Source organism: Luteibacter sp., assembly GCF_009912395.1.
Classification (GTDB): Bacteria; Pseudomonadota; Gammaproteobacteria; order Xanthomonadales; family Rhodanobacteraceae; genus Luteibacter.
Map to the genome: position 1 here is coordinate 290,622 of NZ_WNDO01000002.1, position 19,986 is coordinate 310,607.

The window sequence follows — 19,986 nt, forward strand, 5'->3', positions numbered from 1 at the left end:
CGTGCGGTATGGACGCGCTGTCCACGGCGGGTGCAGTATCCCGGGGTTTCCTAGACCCGGAGGAGTGGCACGATGAAGAAGTTTCGCGATCGTCGCGGCAGGTTTGTTCGTGTGTGCGGCCGCGCAGGCTGCCGAGAAGAGCGTGGTGGTTCCGATGACCCTGGTCACCGCCAATGGCGTGGGTGCCTCGGTGGGCAAGGTCACCGTGACCGAGAGCGCGCAGGGCCTGGTGTTCACGCCGGACCTCAAGGGCCTGCCGCAGGGTACGCACGGCTTCCACCTGCATGAGAAGCCGAGCTGCGCACCCGGCGAGAAGGACGGCAAGATGGGCGCCGCCCTGGCGGCGGGCGGCCACTACGACCCCGAGCACACCGGCAAGCACGAAGGCCCGGACGCCATGGGGCACGAGGGCGACCTGCCAAAGATCGAGATCGGCGCCGACGGCACCGACACCACGGCAGTCACCGCGCCGCGCCTGAAGAGCCTCGCGACGCTGAAGGGCCACGCCCTGATGATCCACGCGGGCGGCGACAACTATTCCGACCAGCCCGAGCCGCTCGGCGGCGGCGGAGCACGCATCGCCTGCGGCGTGGTGAAATAAAAGCATCGCGCGCAAGCGCGCTCCTACAGTAGGAGCGTGCTTGCACGCGATCGGGGTATCAGAACAGGTCGATACTACCCAAAGTCACCGGCGCCAAATCCCCCGTCTGCGCCAGCGTCTCATACCCATGCACCGCGTCCCGCCCGTTCTGCTTGGCGAAATACAGCGCCTTGTCGGCGCGATCCAGCACGATTTCGGGGTAATCGTTCTCGGTGATTCGCGCGTAGCCGATGCTCACCGTGACGTGGCCTACCTGCGGGAAGGCATGCGAGGCGATGTACTGGCGGAAACGGTCCAGCGCGGTATAGGCCGTGCGCTCGTCGTGCGCAGCCAGCAGCATCACGAATTCCTCGCCGCCGAAGCGGAACAACACGTCGCCCTGGCGGAAATTGGTCCGCATCTGCTGGGCCAGCATGAGGATGACCTCGTCGCCGTAGACATGGCCATAGGTGTCGTTGATGCGCTTGAAATGGTCGATATCGAGAATGGCGAGGAAGATATGCGCGCCTTCCTCGCGAACCAGGCGGCGGTCTTCCTTGCCCTCGGCCATGGCCCGGGCGCGCTGGCGACGATGCTTGAGCATGCGCTGGAGGCGGCGGTCGAAGCTGCGCCGGTTGTACAGGCCGGTGAGCTTGTCGCGCTCGCTCTCGTTGAGCAGGGCGATGTAGTTGCCGTAGATCCGGGCGAAGCCCTCCACCAGGCCGCGCACGCTGTCCAGCGATTCGTCCGATTCGAGCATCAGCGCGCCGATGGCGGCCTGCTCGCGCAGGATCGGGATGACCAGGCGGTTCGCGCCTTCGGCCGTGACGTCGCTGATGGCTTCCAGCATCTCCATCGCGCAGACGATGGTGTCGATGGGATCGCCCTCACGGGACGGGTCCACGGCTTCCACCACGAAGGCGCCTTCGGCGTCGCGGGAGCACAGCACGAGGGAATCGACCGGAAACTGGGCGCTTTCGCCGCGCTTGCACAGCGTGACGCTGCGCACCTTCACCAGCTCGGCGAGGGAGAGCACCAGGCTGTGGTCGAGCGCGTCGATGTCGCGGTGATGGGTGAACTCCGCGACGGAGGCGAGCAGGCGGGAGTCGGGCAGGGTGCCTGACGGGGAATGCCAGGAGGCTCTCATGGACGTGCCTTCCCTGCGACGTGACGTTGGCTACTGACAGGCACCGAACTCACCCTTACTCCCCTCGAGCAGGGCCGCACCGTGCGGCCCCATGTTCGCGTCAATCGATCGCCCGGCTCGCCGGGCTTGCCCGAGCTAGCGGCCGCGGGAGCGCCAACTTTAGGGCAAAATGGCGCCTGATTGTAAAAAATGTGAACCAGTTCAGGTTTACAGGTCTTCACAAGTCGCGGGGCTTTCTGTAATGCGAGAGGGGTTCAATCCCCCGACCACCAGCCCCGCCATTTGAAGAACAGCACCGGCAGGACCATGCTCAGGAGGATGATGCCCAGCGCCACCGGATAGGCGTAGGGCAGGTCGAGTTCGGGCATGTCCTTGAAATTCATGCCCCAGATGCCTGCGAGGATGACCGGCGGGATGGTCGCCACCGAGGTGACCGTGAGCACCTTCATCACGTGGTTCTGGTCGGTGCTGATGAAGCCCAGGGCGGCGTCGAGCAGGAATTGCAGCTTGTTCGTGAGCTGGTCGTCGAATTCGTCGAGCGTGCGCAGGTCGTGGTCCACCACGCGCAGCCGCACCTCCACGTCGTCGGACATCCACTCCGGCTGCTTGGCGCGAACGAAGGACACGATGCGCTGCACGCCCAGCATCGACGAACGATTGCGCGCCTGGAGCCCTTCGAGCCGGCCCACCTCCAGCATGCAGGCACGCAGCACCGGGGTGCCCAGCCGGTCCGGCGTGAAGATGCGGTCGGAGAGTTTTTTCAGTTCGGCCGATACGTCTTCCATCCGCTTCGCGGCGAAATTCACGATCGCCTCGATCAGGGTCGCCAGGACATCGGCGCTGGACTCCCAGCGATGCTCCGCGCAGCTGTCGCTGGCGAGCCGGAAGGCGGGAGAGTCGGCGAAGCGCAGCGTCATCAGCACGCGGCCCGTGACGACCAGGCCCACGGGGCCCGGCGCATGGCCTTCGACGGCGTCGGCGAAGTACGGGATGGACAGGTACATCGCATCGTCGTCGGTGCGGATGCGGCTGGACAGCGCCAGGTTCACGACATCGCTGCGCTCGGGGACGCGTAGGCCGGTGAGCTCCGCGGCGCAATGGCGCTCTTCGTCGGTAGGGTCGTACAGGTCGATCCAGATGGGAGCGTGCGGCTTGTCCATGCCGGGCGACCATCGCTCCGGTGTCGGGTGGCCGTGTTCGTGGATGATGAACACGTGTGGGGGTGTCCTCGCCGGCTTTTGAACGCGCCGCCGGGAATCCGGCGGCGCGCGCAGTTTACGCCTCCAGCGTGGCGTCCATGCTGATCGCCGCGTTCAGCACCTTGGACACGGGGCAACCTTCCTTCGCCTGGTTCGCGATCTTCTCGAAGCCGGCCTGGTCGGTGCCAGGAACGACCGCCTTCACGGTGAGGTGCACCTTCGTGATCGAGAAGCCGTCGCCGTCCTTGTCGAGGGTGACGCTCGCCTTGGTTTGGATGCGATCGGCGGTGAGTCCCGCATTGCCGAGCATCAGCGAGAGGGCCATGCTGAAGCAGCCCGCGTGCGCCGCGCCGATCAGTTCCTCGGGGTTGGTGCCTGGACCGTCCTCGAAGCGTGACTTGAAACCGTAGGGCGCTTCACGGAGCGCCGCCGTCTGCGTCGAAATGACGCCCTGGCCGTCCTTGATGCCGCCTTTCCATACCGCCGATCCCCATTTCTGCATGATGGTGACTCCCGCGTGGTGGTGGATGAAGTGGCTACCCCTTGACCCTAACCCCACCCGCATCCAGAAAATGCGAATACCCAAACCGGAGCGTAGCGATGAACGATCAGGCCCGTCCGCTGGACATCATCCACGACGAAAAGCGGCACACGTTCGAGGCGGTGGTGGATGGCCACACCTGCGAGCTGGACTACCGGCTGGAAGGCTCGGTCATGACCATCACGCACACGGGCGTTCCCGATGCCGTCGGCGGGCGTGGCATCGCCCATCTTTTGACCCGGTTTGCCGTCCAGGTCGCCGAGGCGAAAGGCTGGAAAATACGGCCCGCATGTTCGTACGCCGCCACCTGGTTCAAGCGTAACGAGGAATACGCGCACCTGCTCGCCTGAGGTGCTATCGGGTGTGCTAGCTTCACGTTTTATGCACACCCGGAGCCACCCCCGATGCGAATGAACTGGATCGCCGCCGCCGTCGCGCTCACCTGCGCCGGCGCTGTCCATGCCGAGACCGCCAAGGCCGTCGCCGATCCGCGGATCGCGGCCATCCTCGACAACCTCGGCAAGGTGCGTCCGATCGAATCGGTGGCCCTCTCGCCCGATGGCAAGCACCTCGCATGGACGGTGAAGACCGACGGCAAGCCCGTGCTTGAAGTCGCCGATGCGGACGGACACAACGCCCATCGCGTGACGACCAGCAAGGGCTGCCGCGAGCTGTCCGCATCGTGGTCGTCCGACTCCCGCCACCTGGCCTTCATTTCCGATTGCGCAGGCGGAAAGCCGGGCGTGGAGGAGGGCAAACAGAACGACGTCTACGTGGTGGACATCGATGCCAAGGCGGCGCCGAAGCGCCTGACCAAGCTCAACGGCTATATCGACGGCCTCGAATGGCGTCCCGACGGCAAGGCGCTGGCCTTCCTCTACGTACCCAATGCCACGCGTCGCGCCAGCGCCACGGCGGCGGCGGGCCCGCAGGTGGGCGAGATCGGCGTGGACAACGTCGAGGTGCAGCAGGTGGCCATGGTCGACGCCGCCGGCGGCGCCACGAAGTCGGTCACCCCGAACGGCCTGCATGTGTACGAATTCAGCTTCTCCGCGGATAGCGGTCGCATCGCCTACGTGGCCGCGCCGCCGCCGGGCGACAACAACTGGTGGGTGGCGCGCCTCTACGCCCAGGCGCTGGCCGGTGATGCGAAGCCGGTGACCGTCGTCGACACGGCCCGTCTCGACGGCCCACTCAAGGGTCTTCAGGTGGCCGTGCCGCGCTTCTCGCCCGATGGCTCGCGGATCGCCTTCATCGGCGGCCTGATGAGCGACCAGGGCTCCACGGGCGGTGACATCTGGACGGTGTCCTCCGATGGCTCGGCGGCACCGGTGGACGTCACGCCGGGCGTGCGCACCACGCCGGCCTGGATGGCCTGGGCTGGCGCCGATCGCCTGATCGTCTCCGAGGCCGTGGCCGGTGCGAGCCGGGTTTCGTCCTACAGCCTTCCCGCGCAGGGCGCCGCGACGGCCACGACCCTGTTCGAACTGCCGATGACGATCGGCGACGGACGTCTGTCGATGTCCCTGTCGCTGGACACCGCGGCCGACAAGGCCGCCTTTACTGCCAGCTCGTTCGACAAGGCCTACGAGGTTCACGTCGCCGACCTGGACGGCAAGACCGCACCGCGCGCCGTGACCAGCTTCAACACGGGCCTGAAGCCGTCGTGGGGCAAGGCGGAGTCCATCACCTGGAGCAACGAAGGCCACGACGTGCAGGGTTGGCTGCTGTATCCGGCCAACTACGACGCCTCGAAGCGCTACGGCATGATCGTCTCCATCCACGGCGGTCCCGCCGCCTCGGTACTGCCGCGCTGGCCGGGCGTGGGCTACGGCCCGGCGCCGCTCTCCGCGCTGGGCTACTTCGTCTTCATGCCCAACCCCCGTGGCAGCTACGGGCAGGGCGAAGCCTTCGTCCAGGCCAACCGCAAGGACTTCGGCTACGGCGACCTGCGTGACGTGCTTGCTGGCGTCGACGCCATCGAGAAGTCGCATCCGGTCGACGACAACCGCCTGGGCCTCACCGGCTGGAGCTACGGCGGCTTCATGACCATGTTCAGCGTGACCCAGACCCAGCGCTTCCGCGCCGCGGTGGCCGGTGCGGGCATCTCGAACTGGCAGAGCTACTACGGCCAGAACCTGATCGACCAGTGGATGACCCCGTACTTCGGTGCCTCCGTCTACGACGATCCCCAGGTCTACGCCAAGAGCTCCGCAATCAATTTCATCAAGAGTGCGAAGACCCCGACCCTGGTCGTGGTGGGCGAGCGCGACGCGGAAACCCCGGCGCCGCAGTCCTTCGAGTTCTGGCACGCGCTGCGCGCCCAGGGCACGCCGACCTCGCTGGTGGTCTATCCGGGCGAGGGCCATGGCTTCGCCCAGGATGCCCACCGCAAGGATGTCCTGGCCCGCGCGCTGGCCTGGTTCGATCGTTACCTGTCTGCCGGAGGCGCCCACTGAGTCCATCCGCACGCGGATGGCAGGACGTCACGGATTGCGTTTTTTCTCCGACCAATCATCATTCGTGCCTGGGTCGACCCGCTTCCTCGGGAAGCGGGTCGGAATACGCGTCACGAGGCGCTAAAGCCGGAGGCGGTAGTGGCCGATACTCCATGGGATATCTCGCGTTCCGCGGCTGGCTTGCCGCCAGTTCCCACGGCGCGGTCGTTTGGAATCTGGGTCGATCCGTGGGCAGGGACATGCGCGTTCCGGCTTGCGACGTATCCCGCAGGCAAGGCCGGAGCGTGGCGTGCTGACAAATCGTAACGTCGAAGGCGGCCTGGACCTGGCCCTGAACAAATGCGTCCGTTGGCCGATGATCGGCCCCGAGACCGCCCATTGCGGCGGTTTCAGCACCGTGGGTGCCGGGTTCGGCTGGCTCATTTCGCTGATCGTGGTCTGCGCCGTGGCCGCCGTCGTCATCGTGTGGCTCATGGGCCAGCGCCGCCGGCTCGCCGCCAGGCTCAAGGACCCTCGTGAGCAGGCCCGTCATGCGCTGGCGTTCCATGCTTACCACGACACCCTGACCGGTCTGCCCAACCGCGCCTATCTCATGCAGGAGCTCGAGCACGCCCTCGCGGGGCCGGACGCCGGTTCGCTGGCGGTGATGTTCATCGACCTGGATGGCTTCAAGTCGATCAACGACACGCTGGGTCATGAGGCGGGCGATGCCTTCCTTCGTGCGGTGGCCAGCTCCTTGCGCAGCAGCGTGCGTGAGCGCGATACCGTGTCCCGCTTCGGTGGCGACGAGTTCGTGGTCGTCGTGCAGTCCTATGGCGGCATGGAAAACCTGGTACGGGTCTGCCGCAAGGTGCTCGATCTCGTCTCCCAGCCCGTGAACGTTTCCGGCCAGTTCGTCGCCGTCAGTCCGAGCATCGGTGTCGCCGTGGCGCCCCAGGACGGGCAGGTCGCCGAGGCCCTGATCCGCAACGCCGACGCCGCCATGTACGCCGTGAAGGAGACCGGCAAGGCCGATTTCCGCTTCTACGAAGACGGCATGCTCGAGCAGGCACGCGAGCGGCTGGCCCTTACGGTGGAGCTGCGCGAAGCGCTCCAGCGCGGCGAGTTGGACGTGGAATACCAGCCCAAGCGCAACCTCCAGGACGGCTCGCTGGCCGGCGTGGAGGCGCTGGCGCGCTGGCACCATCCGACGCGCGGTGACGTGCCGCCCACAATCTTCGTCGCCATCGCCGAGCGCTCGGGCCTCATCCACGCGCTGGGCGAATACGTGCTGCGTTCGGTGCTCAACCAGTTGCGTGCCTGGGACGATGCCGGCCAGCGCATCGACTACATCGCCATCAACCTGTCCATGCACGAGCTGAGCCGCCCGGCCTTCGTCGAGACGCTGCATCGCGCCGTGCGCTCGTACGGGGTGGACCCGACGCGCATCCGCTTCGAACTCACGGAATCCACGGCCATGCGCCAGCCAGAGGAAACCCTGCGCCAGCTCGTGAAGCTGCGCTCGCACGGTTTCGACCTGCTGATTGACGATTTCGGTGCGGGCTACTGGAACCTCGGGCACCTGCGTGAACTGCCGGTGGGCACCATCAAGATCGACCAGTCCTTCGTACGCGGCAGCCAGTCGAACCTGGCCGATCGGGAGATCACAGAGGCGATCGTGGGGCTGGCCAAGAAACTCAACATGCAGACCATCGCCGAAGGCGTGGAGACCGAGGCCCAGGCCGACTGGCTGCGCAACCTGGGGTGCGACATCGGACAGGGCTTCTTCTTCGCCCGTCCCATGACCGCGGCTGCGTTCAGCCGCTACCTCGATCCGACCACCGCCTATGCCGGTTGACCGCCCGACGCGGCCTCGTCGCCTTTCTTCCACGCGCGCCCGTCTCGCCTTCCTGTTGACCTGCCTCTGCCTGGTGGTTGGTTTCGCCGTGCATGCGCAGCAAGCGCCTGCCGCGGGGGTGGACCCATGGGCCGTGTTCGAGACGGCCTGGTTCGATACCGTGGGCGTCACCGATGGCCTGCCGCATTCGACGACCACGGCCATCGTGCAGGACAAACGCGGGCTGATCTGGATCGGTACCTTCGGCGGCCTGGCCCGATTCGACGGCTACCGCATGCAGGTCTTCGGGCAGGAGCCGGACTCCTACGCGGGTGCCGTGCTGCCGGATTCCTACGTGCGCGCGTTGATGCCGCTGGACGACGGTAGTCTGCTCATCGGTACCAATGCCGGTGGACTGGTGCGCTTCGATCCGACCACCAGCCGCTTCCATGTGTATCCGATCGGTCCGGGCGGCACGTCCAACGGCAAGATTTTCGCCATCGCGCGATCGCATCAGCCGAACGTGTACTGGATCGCCACCGAGGGCGGTATCGACCGCATCGACGTGGGCAACGACACCATCACGCGCGAGTCGGGCCGCCCCGGCGACGCCCACGACATGCTGGCCCGCACCTTCGTGGTGGCCGAGGACAAGGTCGGCAATCTTTGGGCGGGTGCCAACAACGGCCTGTTCGTCCGCCACCCGGGTGGGCATTTCGAGCGAGTGGTGTCGACCGATCCGGCGGTCGACGAGATGCTGCACGACCAGGTCTGGGCGATCCGCCAGGACAGCAAGGAACGGGTCTGGATCGGCACCGGCCAGTTGGGTGCGTTCTATATCGACGCGCAGGGGCAGGGCCATCAGGTGCCGGGACTGTCCGGCAAGGGTGGCATGGCACGTCGCCGTACAATCCGTGCATTCCACGAGACGCCCGGGGGCGTGCTTTGGGCGGCTACCGATGGCGCGGGCGTGGTCACCTACGACTTCAATACGGGCAGCCTGCGCACGCTGAGTCATGACGCCGCGATGCCATCGTCGTTGCCCGGCGACATCACGCGCGACATCTACCAGGACACCACCGGCAACATCTGGGTAGCTACCGAGCTCGGCGCCGCGCGCTACGACCCCAACGGGCGCAAGGTGTTCTCCGTGCTGCCGTCGCCGCTGGAGACACATACGCTTTCCAACGCGAACGTCCATGGTGTGTTCGTCGATCCGCGCGGACGGGTGTGGCTTGGCCTGGGCATGGGTCGCATCGACGTGCTCGACCTTTCCAAGGGCACGATGCGTCATCTGCAGTTGGATGGCGAACAGGCGGAGCGCGACGTGCAGGCCTTCGTCGTGGCGCCCGACGGCTCGATCTGGGCCGGTGCGCAAGGTGTCTCGCGTATCGACCCGGATACCTTCGCGCTGCGCAGCTCCATGGTCCCGGCGCTGGACAGCCGCCTGATCCTGTCGATGCAGCGGGATGGGCAGGACATTCTGATCGGCACCTACGACGGCCTGTTCCGCTACGACACGGTTACCGGTGTCTTGCGCCAGATGCGCCATGACGATGCCGATCCCAAGAGCCTGGTGGGCGACCAGGTGCGTCACATCGTGCGCATGTCGGGAGCATGGTGGTACGCCACGATAAGCGGCATCAGCATCGCCTATGACGGCGAGCCGGGCTTTACGAACCTTCGCCACGATCCCGCGAACCCGAACAGCCTGCCGCAGGACTACACCGGCTCGATGGTCTTCGATTCACACCATCGGCTCTGGCTCGGTACCTTCGGTGGCATCGCCTATCTCGAGAAATTCAACCCGCGCGGTCCCTTCCGTTTCGGTGTCATCGGTGCGCGCGAAGGGCTCGCCAACACCAAGATCAATGCGCTGCTGATCGATCATGACGACCGCATCTGGGCGTCGATGGCCAATGGCGTGGCGATGGTGGAGGCGGGCAGCCACCGGGTCTTCGACCTGGGTGTCCGCGATGGCCTGCGCATTCCCAGCTACATCCATCGTTCCGCGGCGGAAGCGCCCGGCGGCGAACTCATGTTCGGCGGCCTGGGTGGCCTGACCGTCGTGCGTCCCTACTGGACGGCACCGCAGGCGGCGCCGGCGAGGCTCGAGATCACCCATGTCGCGATCAACGATAAGCCGTTGCCACTCAGCCAGGTGCCGGAGGATGGCGGGCGCATCAAGCTCGACAGCGATGGTCGCAACCTGCGTGTCGATTTCGCGCTGCTCGACTACCGGGCGGCGGCGGAGACGCATTACGCGTATCGCATGGAGGAAACCGACAGCGCATGGAACGAGGTGGCCCACAATATTCCGCCGAGTGCGATCTACACTAACCTGTCCAGCGGCACCTATACGCTGCGGCTGCGCGCGACCACGCGCGGACTCGATGCCCGCACGATTGAATCGACAGTGCGGGTAACGGTGACGCCGCGCTGGTACGAAAGCGTGTGGACCCAGCTTGCCGGCATCCTGCTTTGCGTCGGGGCCTTCTTCGGCCTCGTCTACCTGCGCACGCTCTACCTGCGCCGCCGTGCCCAGCTCCTGCAGATCCAGGTCGATGCGCGGACGCGTGACCTCAAGGCGGCCAACGAACGGTTGGCGCACCTGGCAGGCACCGACGAGTTGACCGGATCGCTCAATCGTCGCCGCTTCCTCGAGCAGGCGGAGCGGGTACGCCAGGGCGCCGCGAACGACGGCATTCCCTTCAGCCTCGTCCTGCTGGATATCGACGACTTCAAGTCGGTGAACGACACCTTCGGCCACCTGGCCGGCGACACGGTGATCCGCGAGACCATGCGCGTGATCTCCTCCATGTGCCGGGCGGATGACCTCGCGGGTCGTTTCGGTGGCGAGGAGTTCATCCTCTGCCTGCCGGGCGCCCTGGCGGAACACGCGCTGGACATCACCGAGCGCGTGCGTCATGCGCTGGGCTCGCTGGTGATCGTTCACGGCGACTACCGCATCCGCATCACCGTGAGCGCGGGTGTCGCGATGTGGCGCGGCCCGGAGTCGTTGAACTCTTTGCTGGGCCGCGCGGACGAGGCGCTGTACGAGGCCAAGAACGAAGGCCGCAACCAGAGCCGACTGGCCGGCCTGTAGGAGCGCGCTTGCGCGCGATCCGGGTATCGCGGCCCCCATCGCGCGCAAGCGCGCTCCTACGGAAGCCTCGATCAGTCGCGGAAGTTCTCGAACTGCAGCGGCACCTCGACGTCAGCCTTGCGCAGCATGGCGATGGCGTCCTGGAGGTCGTCGCGCTTCTTGCCGGTGACGCGTACCTTCTCGCCGTTGATCTGCGCCTCGACCTTGAGCTTGGCTTCCTTGATCTTCGCGATGATCTTCTTGGCCACGGCCTGCTCGATGCCCTGCTTGACGGTGATCTTCTGGCGGGCCTCGGCGAGGTTGGTCTCGACCTTGCCTTCGTCCAGCGCGCGCAGGTCGATGTGGCGGGCGGAGAGGCGGGCACGCAGGATGGGTAGCATCTGCGTCAGGTGGAATTCGGTCTCGGCCTTCTGCGTGATGACGTTTTCTTCCAGTTCGAACTTGGCGCCGGTGCCGCGAAGGTCGAAACGGTTGGAGAGCTCGCGATTGGCCTGGTCGACCGCGTTGGTCAGCTCGTGCTTGTCGACTTCCGAGACGATGTCGAAGGAGGGCATGGGATCGATTCCTTGGAGTGGGCCGGCCGACAAGTCTACGCGACGGCGGTACCATGTGCGTTTGCGTTTCGGGATTTCCCCATGGAATACGACGTCCTCGTCATCGGCGCCGGCGCGGCGGGCCTGATGACGGCCATCGTCGCCGGCCGTCGTGGCCGGCGCGTGCTGGTGGTGGACCACGCGAACCGGGCGGGGAAGAAGATCCTGATGTCCGGCGGTGGCCGCTGCAATTTCACCAATACCAACACCACGCCAGCCAATTTTCTCTCCGGAAACCGGCATTTCTGCAAGTCGGCCCTGGCTCGCTACACGCCCTGGGATTTCATCGCCATGGTGGACCGCCACCGGATCAAATGGCATGAAAAGTCCCCTGGCCAGCTGTTTTGCGACGAATCCTCCAAGCTGATCGTGCGCATGCTGCTCGACGAATGCGCCTCTGCCGGCGTGCGTGTGGAGACGGACTGCGCCGTATCGCGGCTGCGTGCGACGGAGAGTGGTTTCTCTGTCGATACCGCCCAGGGCCACGTCCGCGTGGCCTCCCTGGTGGTCGCCACAGGCGGCCTGTCCATTCCGAGCCTTGGCGCGACAGGCTTCGGCTATGAGGTCGCGAAGCAGTTCGGTCACGCCGTGCTGCCTGTCCGGGCCGGGCTCGTGCCCTTAACCCTCAGCGGGAAGCACCAGGAGCGCTTCGAGGGCCTGTCCGGTGTGGCTCTGCCTGTGGAGGCCCGCGTGGGCGACATCGCCTTCCGCGACGCCATGCTGGTCACCCATCGCGGGGTCAGCGGTCCGGCGATCCTGCAGATTTCGTCGTATTGGGAACCGGGCGCCGACCTCCGCCTGGACCTCCTGCCGGGCATGGACGCGGCCGAGACGCTGCTGGCCGGGCGCGCCGAACGCCCCGCCGCCGAACTGAAGACGGTGTTGTCGGGCCTGTTGCCGCGTCGTCTCGCGGAGCGCCTGTGCGAGGTCTGGCTACCGAACCGACCCATGCGCCAGTACCGTGACGCGGAATTGAAGGACATCGGCGCGCAGCTGGCGGACTGGCCCCTGGTGGCGAGCGGCACCGAGGGCTACCGCACGGCGGAGGTCACGCTCGGCGGCGTGGACACCGATGAGGTGTCGTCGTCCACGATGATGTCGAAGCGTCAGCCGGGCCTGTACTTCGTCGGCGAGGTGCTCGATGTCACGGGCCACCTCGGCGGCTACAACTTCCAATGGGCCTGGGCTTCGGGCCACGCCGCAGGCCTGGCCGCCTGACGGATCGGGCGCCTTCACATCGGTCTTCGCTTCGCTTGTCCAGAATCCCCGTTGCACGATGTCGTGCGGTTGCGCAGGTGGAACACATGTCCGCAAGCTGGAAAACCGTGTACGAAGGACAGCATGAAGGGCGTTCGATCACCGTAAGGGAGTCGGGCGACGGCACGTTCAAGGTGCTGACCCAGCAGAACGTCCACGACGAAGGCATCGCCTACCAAGACGGAAAGACCTTTGTGCACGTCTCGCCCAGTAGCGTCGGGGAACAGGTGGAAAGCGAAGTCACTTCCCGTGACGCCCTGCGCGAAGCCTTGAAGGAACTGCATTTTTCCTCCGCTACCGTGTCGGCCATCGTCGACCACCTGCACTGACGACCTGCGCCGTGTTTCTGCCATGATGGGGTTTCGTTCCCCATCAAGGCGCTGGCGTCCATGGCTGAACCGAACACCCCGACCTACGAGCGCACCGTACCTCGCGTGCTGATGTGCGCACCGACGTTCTTCGAGGTGAGCTACGTCATCAATCCGTGGATGACCGACCATGTCCACGACACCACCTCGGAGCGCTCCCGCCTTCAGTGGGACGCGCTACGGGAAACCGTCGCGCGATACGCCGACGTGGTGCTCCAGCCGCCGGCCGAAGGCCTGCCGGACATGACCTTCGCGGCCAACGCAGGCCTCGTTTTCGGCAACTCCTTCGTGACCAGCCGTTTCCGTTATCCGCAGCGGCAGGGTGAGGAGGCGCATGCGCGAGCCTTCTTCCATCGACACGGCTTCGACATCGTCGACCTCTCCGAGGGCGTGTTTTTCGAAGGGGCAGGCGATGCGTTGTTCGATCGCGGTACGGGGCGGCGCCTGTGGATGGGGCATGGGCATCGCTCCGATCTCGCCGCGGCGACCGAACTGGCGAAGAGACTGGATATCGAGGTGCTGCCGCTGAAGCTGGCGGATCCGCGGTTCTACCATCTCGATACCTGCTTCTGCCCGCTAGCCAACGGTTACACGCTGTATTTCCCGGCCGCGTTCGACGCGGAGTCGCTGGCACGCATCGAGCGGCACGTGCCGCCAGGGTTGCGTATCGCGGTGCAGGAGCACGACGCCGTCGAATTTGCCTGCAACGCCGTGAACCTGGGGCGCGTCGTGATCCTCAACCGTGCGAGCGAGGGGCTGCGTTCGCGGCTGGAGGGCGCGGGCTTCATGCTTATCGAAGTGGCCCTCGACGAGTTCATGAAGTCGGGCGGTGCGGCGAAATGCCTGACGTTGCGGCTGGATGAGGCGGTGGGCGCGTAGGAACGCCATGAGCCGACGAGGCTGGCGATCCGTCGTTCCAGCGAACGCTGGAACCCAGCGCGGGGCGATCGGTTATCGCCTCGCAGCCTCCTACGTAAAGCCGATGCAACGCCCTCGCCGTGCTGGCAAACCGAGGCGCTGGGTTCCTGTTTTCACAGGAACGACGGGGCTGGGAGACCGTCGTTCCAGCGAACGCTGGAACCCAGCGCAGGGCGATCGGTTATCGCCTCGCGGCCTCCTACGCAAAAGCCGATGTGACGCCCTCGCCCTACTGGCGAACCGATGCGCCAGGTTCCTGTTTTTACAGGAACGACGGTTTCTCCATCGTGTTGAGGAACCCAGTGCTAGGCGCAGGATGCTCAGAGATCCTGCCAGTCCACCATGCCGTCGATAATCGTGTTGGTGCGACCACCCACCCATACGGCCTCGCCGTCGAGACGGATGATGATGCGGGCGTCGTGGCCCACTTCGCGGCCCTGGCTCACGATGTAGCCACGCGAGAGCGTGCCGGTGGTGTCGCGGGCGGCCACGTAGGCAGCGATGAGGCCGTTGGCGGCGCCCGAGGCCGGGTCTTCCACGATGCCCACACCCGCCGGGAAGGCGCGCACGGCCAGGCCTTCGGCCGAGCGGGCGAACACGCACAAGCCCAGGGTATCCGTGGCCAGCGCCAGGGCGCGGATGGCCGCGTGGTCCGGGCGCCAGGCGCGCAGTTCGGACTCATCCGCGAACTCGGCCACCCACCAGCGGCGGCCGCCCTCGACGCAGGCCGGGGGCAGGGCGCCCAGGCGCACGCCGTAGAGCACCGAGGACAGGGCCTCGCCGCCGCAGGTGCCATCGCCGACGATCCGGGCCTTGGGCGACTGCACGAACAGCTCGCGCGCCGCGCCTTCGCCCTCGACCAGAATAGGCAGCACGCCGGCGCCGCATTCCTGCCAGACGATGCCGTCGGCCCCGGGACGGACCAGGCCCGCGTCCAGCGCCGCATGGGCGCTGCCGATCGTGGGGTGTCCGGCGAACGGAATTTCCTTGCTGGGCGTGAAGATACGTACGCGGTAGTCGGCCTTTGCCTCGCGCGGGGGAAGCAGGAAGGTGGTCTCGACCAGGTTGGTCCAGTGGGCGAAGCGCTGCATGCGCGCGTCGGACCAGCCATCGGCCTCGACGACCACGCCGAGGGGATTGCCACCGCCGTGACGGGCGGCGAAGACATCGAGCTGCTTGTAGCGGATGGAGGACATCGGGGGACGCCAGGAGCGGGGGATAGCGGGGCATGATAGCCGTCCGTACGCCAAACGGCACCGACACGGGGAATCGACATCCGCCCGCGCAGCCGCCAAGATGCGCGCTGGCTCGACGCGTAAGGACGCTGTTTCATCGCATGATCACGCTGCTCATCATCCTCCTGACCTGTGTGGTCTCGATCGTCGCTTTCCGCAACCGGCGCCTGATGGACGACCTCATCCTCTGGCCGCCTGCGCTGAGCCGCAGCCGCGAGTACTACCGCCTGGTCAGCTATGGCCTGGTGCACGCCGATGGCGGACACCTGTTCTTCAATATGTTCTCGCTCTATTTCGCCGGGCGGATCATGGAAGGCTTCTTCACTTCCGTCATGGGGCCGCTGGGCTTCCTGACCTTCTACATCGGCGCGCTGGTCTTCTCGATCCTGCCGTCCTACCTGGCGAACCGGCGCAACGCGGGCTATCGCAGCCTGGGCGCCTCCGGTGCGGTGTCGGCGATCCTGTTCGCCTTCATCATCCTGAGCCCGTGGGCGAAGATCTACCTGCTCATCATCCCGATGCCAGCGATCCTCTACGCCATTCTTTTTGTGGTGTATTCGGTCTACATGGACAAGCGTGGCGGCGATAACGTGAACCATAGCGCGCACCTGTGGGGCGCGGCCTACGGCGTGATCTTCACCGTGGCGATGAACCCCGCCGTGCTTCCGCGTTTCCTGTCGCTGATCTCGCAACCGCAACTCTTTTGAGCCCTTTCCTGAATTTTTCCGACACTTTTATGTGACTTCGGGCGACAGCTGTTACATCATTCACCCGACCGGCACGTAACGTGGCTCGTCGCGTTCGTCCGGCATGCACGCGGGTTTCCCCGGAGGGGTGGTTCGCGTCCGCACCTACCGCAGGAGGAATGAGCGCATGGCAACGACCCGAAAGTCCGCTGCGAAAACATCCGCGGCACGCAAGACGGCAACGAAGAAGACCGCCACCCGCAAGACGGCAGCCAAGAAGGCCGCCGTGAAAAAAGCCGCTCCGCGCAAGGTGGCCGCGAAGAAGACCGCCCGCAAGGTTGCGGTCCGCAAGGCGGTGAAGAAGACGGCCGCGCGCAAGGCAAGCACGCGCAAGGTCGCCGTGCGCAAGGCGACGAAGAAAGCCGCGACTCGCAAGGTCGTCGCGAAGAAGGCACCGGCACGTAAGACCGCGGCGAAGAAGACGTCCACTCGCAAGGTGGCGGCCAAGAAGACGCCCGCACGCAAGACGGCTGTGAAGAAATCGGCCGCGAAGAAAGCCGTGGCGAAGAAGGCGGCAGTGACGAAATCCGTCGCGAAGAAGGCCGCGCCGAAGAAAACCGTCGCCAGGAAAGCCAGCACAAAGAAAGTGGCGCCGACAACGGCGGTGACGAAGCGGAAGGCCTCACCCGTCGTCCCGTCAACGCCGCGCACGCGTGCTCGTCCCAAGCCGGTCGATGCACCGGTCCCGCATATCACGCAGGAAGAAGCCGTCGCCCATATCCAGGCCCTGCTCGACGCGAAGCGCGAGCGCGACCGGCAGCCGCCGTCCTGGCCTGGCGCGGACGAACATGGGAAACCGGGGGCGGCACCCGACAACGATGCCGGTCCGGGCCCACGCAGCGTTTCCCCGGAAGCCGGCTACGCCAACGCCTCGCACGAGCGCGGCGATCAGCAGAAGAACAAGGGCTGACGATCGTCCCGTTCTGAACGCCAGGGACAGGGGCGCGAAGGCGCCCCTGTCCTTTTATGGACCGTTCAACCGGCGGGGAGCAGCGTAGGAATCATTCCCCTGCATTGTGGGTTTCGCCCATGCGCCGGCTATCTCTATGGTTGTTCGCCCTGGCGGCTACGTTGCCGCTCGCGGGCTGTTACTACGATCCAGACTACGGATACGTACGCAACGGCACAGGCGCGGACATTTACTACGGCACCGAGACCACGACCGTCGTGTCGCCGGGTTACGTCGATCCGGGGTTCGGTTATTACGATGACTACGGTGGCTACGGTCCAGGTTGCTGCTATTCGGGTATCGGCGTCGGTACCGTCTGGTATCACGATCGCTACTACCGCGGCGGGTACTATCGCGACCGCGACTGGCATGGTCGTCCGCCTCCGGGTGGCCCATGGCACGGCGGTCCGCCGGGTGGCTGGCATGGTGGTGGCCGTCCACCGCCGGGCGGTTGGCAGGGCGGTGGCGATCATCGTCCGCCACCGGGCGGGTGGCATGGCGGCGGGGGCCGTCCGCCATCTGGCGGCTGGCACGGCGGTGATGGTGGACACCATTCACCCCCGTCGGGTGGCTGGCATCACGACCGGTGATCGTCAGGTCCTGCGGGCTTGGCCTACCTTCGACCGAGGGCGCTCGCGCGCGAAGACGACATTAGCCTGAGTGGCCGTCGTCCTTCGTGTTGTCTCATGTGATCCGTTGTCCGGGTTTTTCCCTGCCGTCCGCCGCGCTCCTGGCCCTGCTGGGATGCGCGGCGGTGCAGATCTTGCCTGCGCTGCCGTCGCGCCCCATGGCATTGGTCGCGTGTGCGCTGGCGCTTGCGTCGATGTTCTTGTGGCGTCACCCGGCGTACCGTCATGGCGCATGGTGGGTCGCCTTCGCGGCGTGGACAGCGTTTCATGGTCAGCGAGCGATGGAGGCGCGATGGCCTGTCGACCGCGAAGGGCAGGATATCTTGGTCGAAGGACGCGTGATGGATCTTCCGCGTCGTCGCGGCGCCGATGTCGTGTTCGTCTTCCGCCCCGATACACAACAGACATCCGGCCTCCGCCTGCGCGGCGACATCCGAGTGACCTGGTTCCGCACGAAGCTCGTGTCGCCACGGGCTTGCGAGCACTGGCGACTGACGCTCCGCCTGCGACGCCCGCGCGGCGGCGTGAATCCCGGCGGTGCCGACAGCGAGCGCAGTGCCCTGCAGCGGAATACGATCGCCGTGGGTTACGTGCGCGATTCCCCGGGCAACGCCCGGCTGGCGACGCCGACCTGCGTGGACGGCTGGCGCGAGACGCTCGCGGAGCGCTTCGATCGCGCCATCGGCGCCCGCGACGCGCGGATGCTGAAGGCCCTCGCCATCGGCGATACACGTGGACTGGACGCGACGGACTGGGATATCGCCCGTGCCACCGGTACCTCGCACCTGATCGCGATCTCGGGTTTCCATGTGGGCGTCGCCGCAGGAGGAGGCATCGTCCTGGCACGCTGGTTATACCTGCTGTTTCCCCTGATCGCGTCGCGCGTGCCCCGGCAACTCGCCGAGGCGTTGGCTGGCCTGTCGGTGGCAGGCGCCTACGGCGTGCTCGCGGGGCTGGGCCTGCCAACCGTGCGCAGCCTGCTGATGGCGTTCGCCATCGTGCTCGCAGGTGTGGCACGGCGACGGGGGCGGGGTTTTCACCTACTTGCTCTCGCGGCGCTGGCGATGCTGGCGGTCGATCCGCTGGCGATGTTGTCCGCCGGATTCTGGCTGTCGTTCGCGGGTGTGGCGTTCTTGATGCTGTGCGTGTCCGGCGGCGTCGGCAACTGGCGCTCGCGCGTACTCGTGACGCTGCGTGCGCAGGCGGCGATGAGCATCGCCTTGCTGCCGTTGTCGTTGTGGTTCTTCGGCAGTGCGTCGTTGGTGGCGTTTCCCGCGAATCTCGTCGCGGCGCCCGTGGTGAGCTTCGTGGTGGTGCCGCTGGCGCTGCTGGGTTGCCTGCTGTCGCCGTGGCCCTGGCTGGCGACTGTGCCGTGGAAACTCGCCGCGTTGGCAATGACAGGCATGACCTGGCCGCTTGCCGCCATGGCGCAGTGGCCTGGCGCCCGTTGGGCGGTCGCCGACGGCGGTGTCCTTCCCGTCGTGCTGGCAACGCTGGGTGCGGCATGGCTGTTCGTGCCGCGTGGCGTGCCGTTGCGTGTGTACGGATGCCTGTTGTTCTTGCCGTTGGCGATGCCTCGTCATAGCGACCCGCCACCGGGTGGTTTCCGTGCCTGGGTGCTCGATGTGGGGCAGGGGCTCGCGGTGCTTGTCCGCACGCACGGGCATACCCTCGTGTACGACGCCGGTCCGGCGTATCCCGGTGGTGATGCGGGGCAGGCGGTGGTCCTGCCGTCCGTGACAGCACTCGGCATCGCCCCCGTCGACGCCCTCGTGGTGAGCCATGGCGACAATGACCACGCAGGCGGTGCGGCAGCCGTCGCGACGCGCTATCCGGACGCGGCGCGGTGGTCCGGGGAGCCCGGCCGCCTGCCGTTCGCGGCGCAGCCTTGTGATCCGCCCCGGCACTGGCGCTGGGATGGTGTCGACTTCCGTTTCGTCGATACGGGTGTGCGTGACGCGACCAAGAGCAACGAACGCTCGTGCGTACTGCTCGTCGAGGGTGCGGCGGGCCGTCTCCTGCTCACGGGCGACATCGGCGTGCGCAGCGAGCGCCAGATGGCGCGGGACGACTTGCGATCGCCCTTGCCGACGGTCACCACCGTGGCCCATCACGGCAGCCGGCACTCCTCGGACACCGGCTGGCTGGCGACCACGCGACCGGTGATCGCCGTCGCGTCGGCCGGCTGGCGCAACCGCTTCGGCCATCCGCATCCCGACGTGGTCGCACGTCACGAGGCGGTGGGCGTGCAGTGGCGGGTCACGGCGAGCAGCGGGGCGGTGGCCATCGACTTTCCGGCCGATGCGCCGCCGTCGATCCTGCGCGAGTGGCGCGCGCCAAAGGATCGATATTGGCGGGAGTAATCCGTTTCGTGTTGCGGCGCGGTTTGACATGTGGAATTTAGAACGATTTAAATCGGGGATCGACCAAGCGCAGGGGATAA

The 19,986-nt window shown here is 66.4% G+C and carries 17 protein-coding genes; 12 read left to right on the plus strand and 5 right to left on the minus strand.

Going from position 1 to position 19,986, the window contains the following annotated elements; all coding sequences use genetic code 11:
* Positions 1 to 88 precede the first annotated feature (88 nt).
* Complete coding sequence (sodC, locus tag GAK28_RS03800) at positions 89 to 601, plus strand: superoxide dismutase [Cu-Zn] SodC (RefSeq protein ID WP_291775512.1); 513 nt, start codon at positions 89 to 91, stop codon at positions 599 to 601.
* A 58-nt stretch (positions 602 to 659) separates the two neighbouring features.
* Here the strand turns inward: sodC and GAK28_RS03805 are convergent, their stop codons facing one another.
* The 3 genes from GAK28_RS03805 to GAK28_RS03815 all read right to left on the minus strand — a co-directional run bounded on the left by GAK28_RS03805 (position 660) and on the right by GAK28_RS03815 (position 3,428).
* The gene (locus tag GAK28_RS03805) at positions 660 to 1,727 is read right to left on the minus strand and encodes a GGDEF domain-containing protein (RefSeq protein ID WP_291775252.1); all 1,068 of its coding nucleotides are present in this window, start codon (positions 1,725 to 1,727) and stop codon (positions 660 to 662) included.
* A 254-nt stretch (positions 1,728 to 1,981) separates the two neighbouring features.
* The gene (locus GAK28_RS03810; RefSeq protein ID WP_291775254.1) at positions 1,982 to 2,941 is read right to left on the minus strand and encodes a CorA family divalent cation transporter; all 960 of its coding nucleotides are present in this window, start codon (positions 2,939 to 2,941) and stop codon (positions 1,982 to 1,984) included.
* Positions 2,942 to 3,002: 61 nt separating this feature from the next.
* Positions 3,003 to 3,428, minus strand: coding sequence for an OsmC family protein (locus GAK28_RS03815; RefSeq protein ID WP_291775256.1), 426 nt, complete (start codon positions 3,426 to 3,428; stop codon positions 3,003 to 3,005).
* A gap of 98 nt (positions 3,429 to 3,526) precedes the next feature.
* Between GAK28_RS03815 and GAK28_RS03820 the strand changes: the two genes are divergently transcribed.
* The 4 genes from GAK28_RS03820 (at position 3,527) to GAK28_RS03835 (ending at position 10,848) form a co-directional block, all read left to right on the plus strand.
* A complete protein-coding gene (locus GAK28_RS03820; RefSeq protein ID WP_291775258.1) occupies positions 3,527 to 3,817 on the plus strand; it encodes a GNAT family N-acetyltransferase in 291 nt (96 codons plus the stop codon).
* A gap of 54 nt (positions 3,818 to 3,871) precedes the next feature.
* Complete coding sequence (locus tag GAK28_RS03825; RefSeq protein WP_343161838.1) at positions 3,872 to 5,926, plus strand: S9 family peptidase; 2,055 nt, start codon at positions 3,872 to 3,874, stop codon at positions 5,924 to 5,926.
* Between the two features lie 289 nt (positions 5,927 to 6,215).
* On the plus strand, positions 6,216 to 7,763 hold the full coding sequence (locus GAK28_RS03830) for an EAL domain-containing protein (RefSeq protein WP_291775261.1): 1,548 nt from the start codon (positions 6,216 to 6,218) through the stop codon (positions 7,761 to 7,763).
* Between the two features lie 133 nt (positions 7,764 to 7,896).
* Positions 7,897 to 10,848 (plus strand): ligand-binding sensor domain-containing diguanylate cyclase, encoded by a 2,952-nt coding sequence (locus GAK28_RS03835; RefSeq protein ID WP_291775264.1) that lies wholly within the window; start codon positions 7,897 to 7,899, stop codon positions 10,846 to 10,848.
* Positions 10,849 to 10,919: 71 nt separating this feature from the next.
* On the opposite strand, the gene GAK28_RS03840 is transcribed toward GAK28_RS03835, so the two are convergent.
* On the minus strand, positions 10,920 to 11,402 hold the full coding sequence (locus GAK28_RS03840) for a YajQ family cyclic di-GMP-binding protein (RefSeq protein ID WP_291775267.1): 483 nt from the start codon (positions 11,400 to 11,402) through the stop codon (positions 10,920 to 10,922).
* Between the two features lie 81 nt (positions 11,403 to 11,483).
* Here GAK28_RS03840 and GAK28_RS03845 point away from each other — a divergent pair, with 81 nt between their 5' ends.
* From GAK28_RS03845 to GAK28_RS03855, 3 genes are all read left to right on the plus strand, one after another.
* Complete coding sequence (locus tag GAK28_RS03845; RefSeq protein ID WP_291775270.1) at positions 11,484 to 12,659, plus strand: NAD(P)/FAD-dependent oxidoreductase; 1,176 nt, start codon at positions 11,484 to 11,486, stop codon at positions 12,657 to 12,659.
* 86 nt (positions 12,660 to 12,745) lie between these two features.
* A complete protein-coding gene (locus GAK28_RS03850) occupies positions 12,746 to 13,027 on the plus strand; it encodes a hypothetical protein (protein ID WP_291775273.1) in 282 nt (93 codons plus the stop codon).
* Between the two features lie 60 nt (positions 13,028 to 13,087).
* Positions 13,088 to 13,945: a nitrate reductase gene (locus GAK28_RS03855; protein WP_291775276.1), complete on the plus strand. Its 858-nt coding sequence runs from the start codon at positions 13,088 to 13,090 to the stop codon at positions 13,943 to 13,945.
* Between the two features lie 359 nt (positions 13,946 to 14,304).
* On the opposite strand, the gene GAK28_RS03860 is transcribed toward GAK28_RS03855, so the two are convergent.
* Complete coding sequence (locus GAK28_RS03860) at positions 14,305 to 15,180, minus strand: PhzF family phenazine biosynthesis protein (RefSeq protein ID WP_291775278.1); 876 nt, start codon at positions 15,178 to 15,180, stop codon at positions 14,305 to 14,307.
* A gap of 140 nt (positions 15,181 to 15,320) precedes the next feature.
* On the opposite strand from GAK28_RS03860, the gene GAK28_RS03865 reads away from it, so the two are divergent.
* The 4 genes from GAK28_RS03865 to GAK28_RS03880 all read left to right on the plus strand — a co-directional run bounded on the left by GAK28_RS03865 (position 15,321) and on the right by GAK28_RS03880 (position 19,906).
* A complete protein-coding gene (locus GAK28_RS03865) occupies positions 15,321 to 15,926 on the plus strand; it encodes a rhomboid family intramembrane serine protease (protein ID WP_291775281.1) in 606 nt (201 codons plus the stop codon).
* A gap of 166 nt (positions 15,927 to 16,092) precedes the next feature.
* Positions 16,093 to 16,875 carry a histone H1-like repetitive region-containing protein gene (locus GAK28_RS03870; RefSeq protein WP_291775285.1) on the plus strand — a complete coding sequence of 261 codons (783 nt, stop codon included), beginning with the start codon at positions 16,093 to 16,095 and terminating at the stop codon, positions 16,873 to 16,875.
* Between the two features lie 119 nt (positions 16,876 to 16,994).
* Positions 16,995 to 17,504 carry a hypothetical protein gene (locus GAK28_RS03875; protein WP_291775286.1) on the plus strand — a complete coding sequence of 170 codons (510 nt, stop codon included), beginning with the start codon at positions 16,995 to 16,997 and terminating at the stop codon, positions 17,502 to 17,504.
* A gap of 164 nt (positions 17,505 to 17,668) precedes the next feature.
* Positions 17,669 to 19,906, plus strand: a complete 2,238-nt coding sequence (locus GAK28_RS03880; protein WP_343161839.1) for a DNA internalization-related competence protein ComEC/Rec2 — start codon at positions 17,669 to 17,671, stop codon at positions 19,904 to 19,906.
* The last annotated feature ends 80 nt before the right edge of the window (positions 19,907 to 19,986 follow it).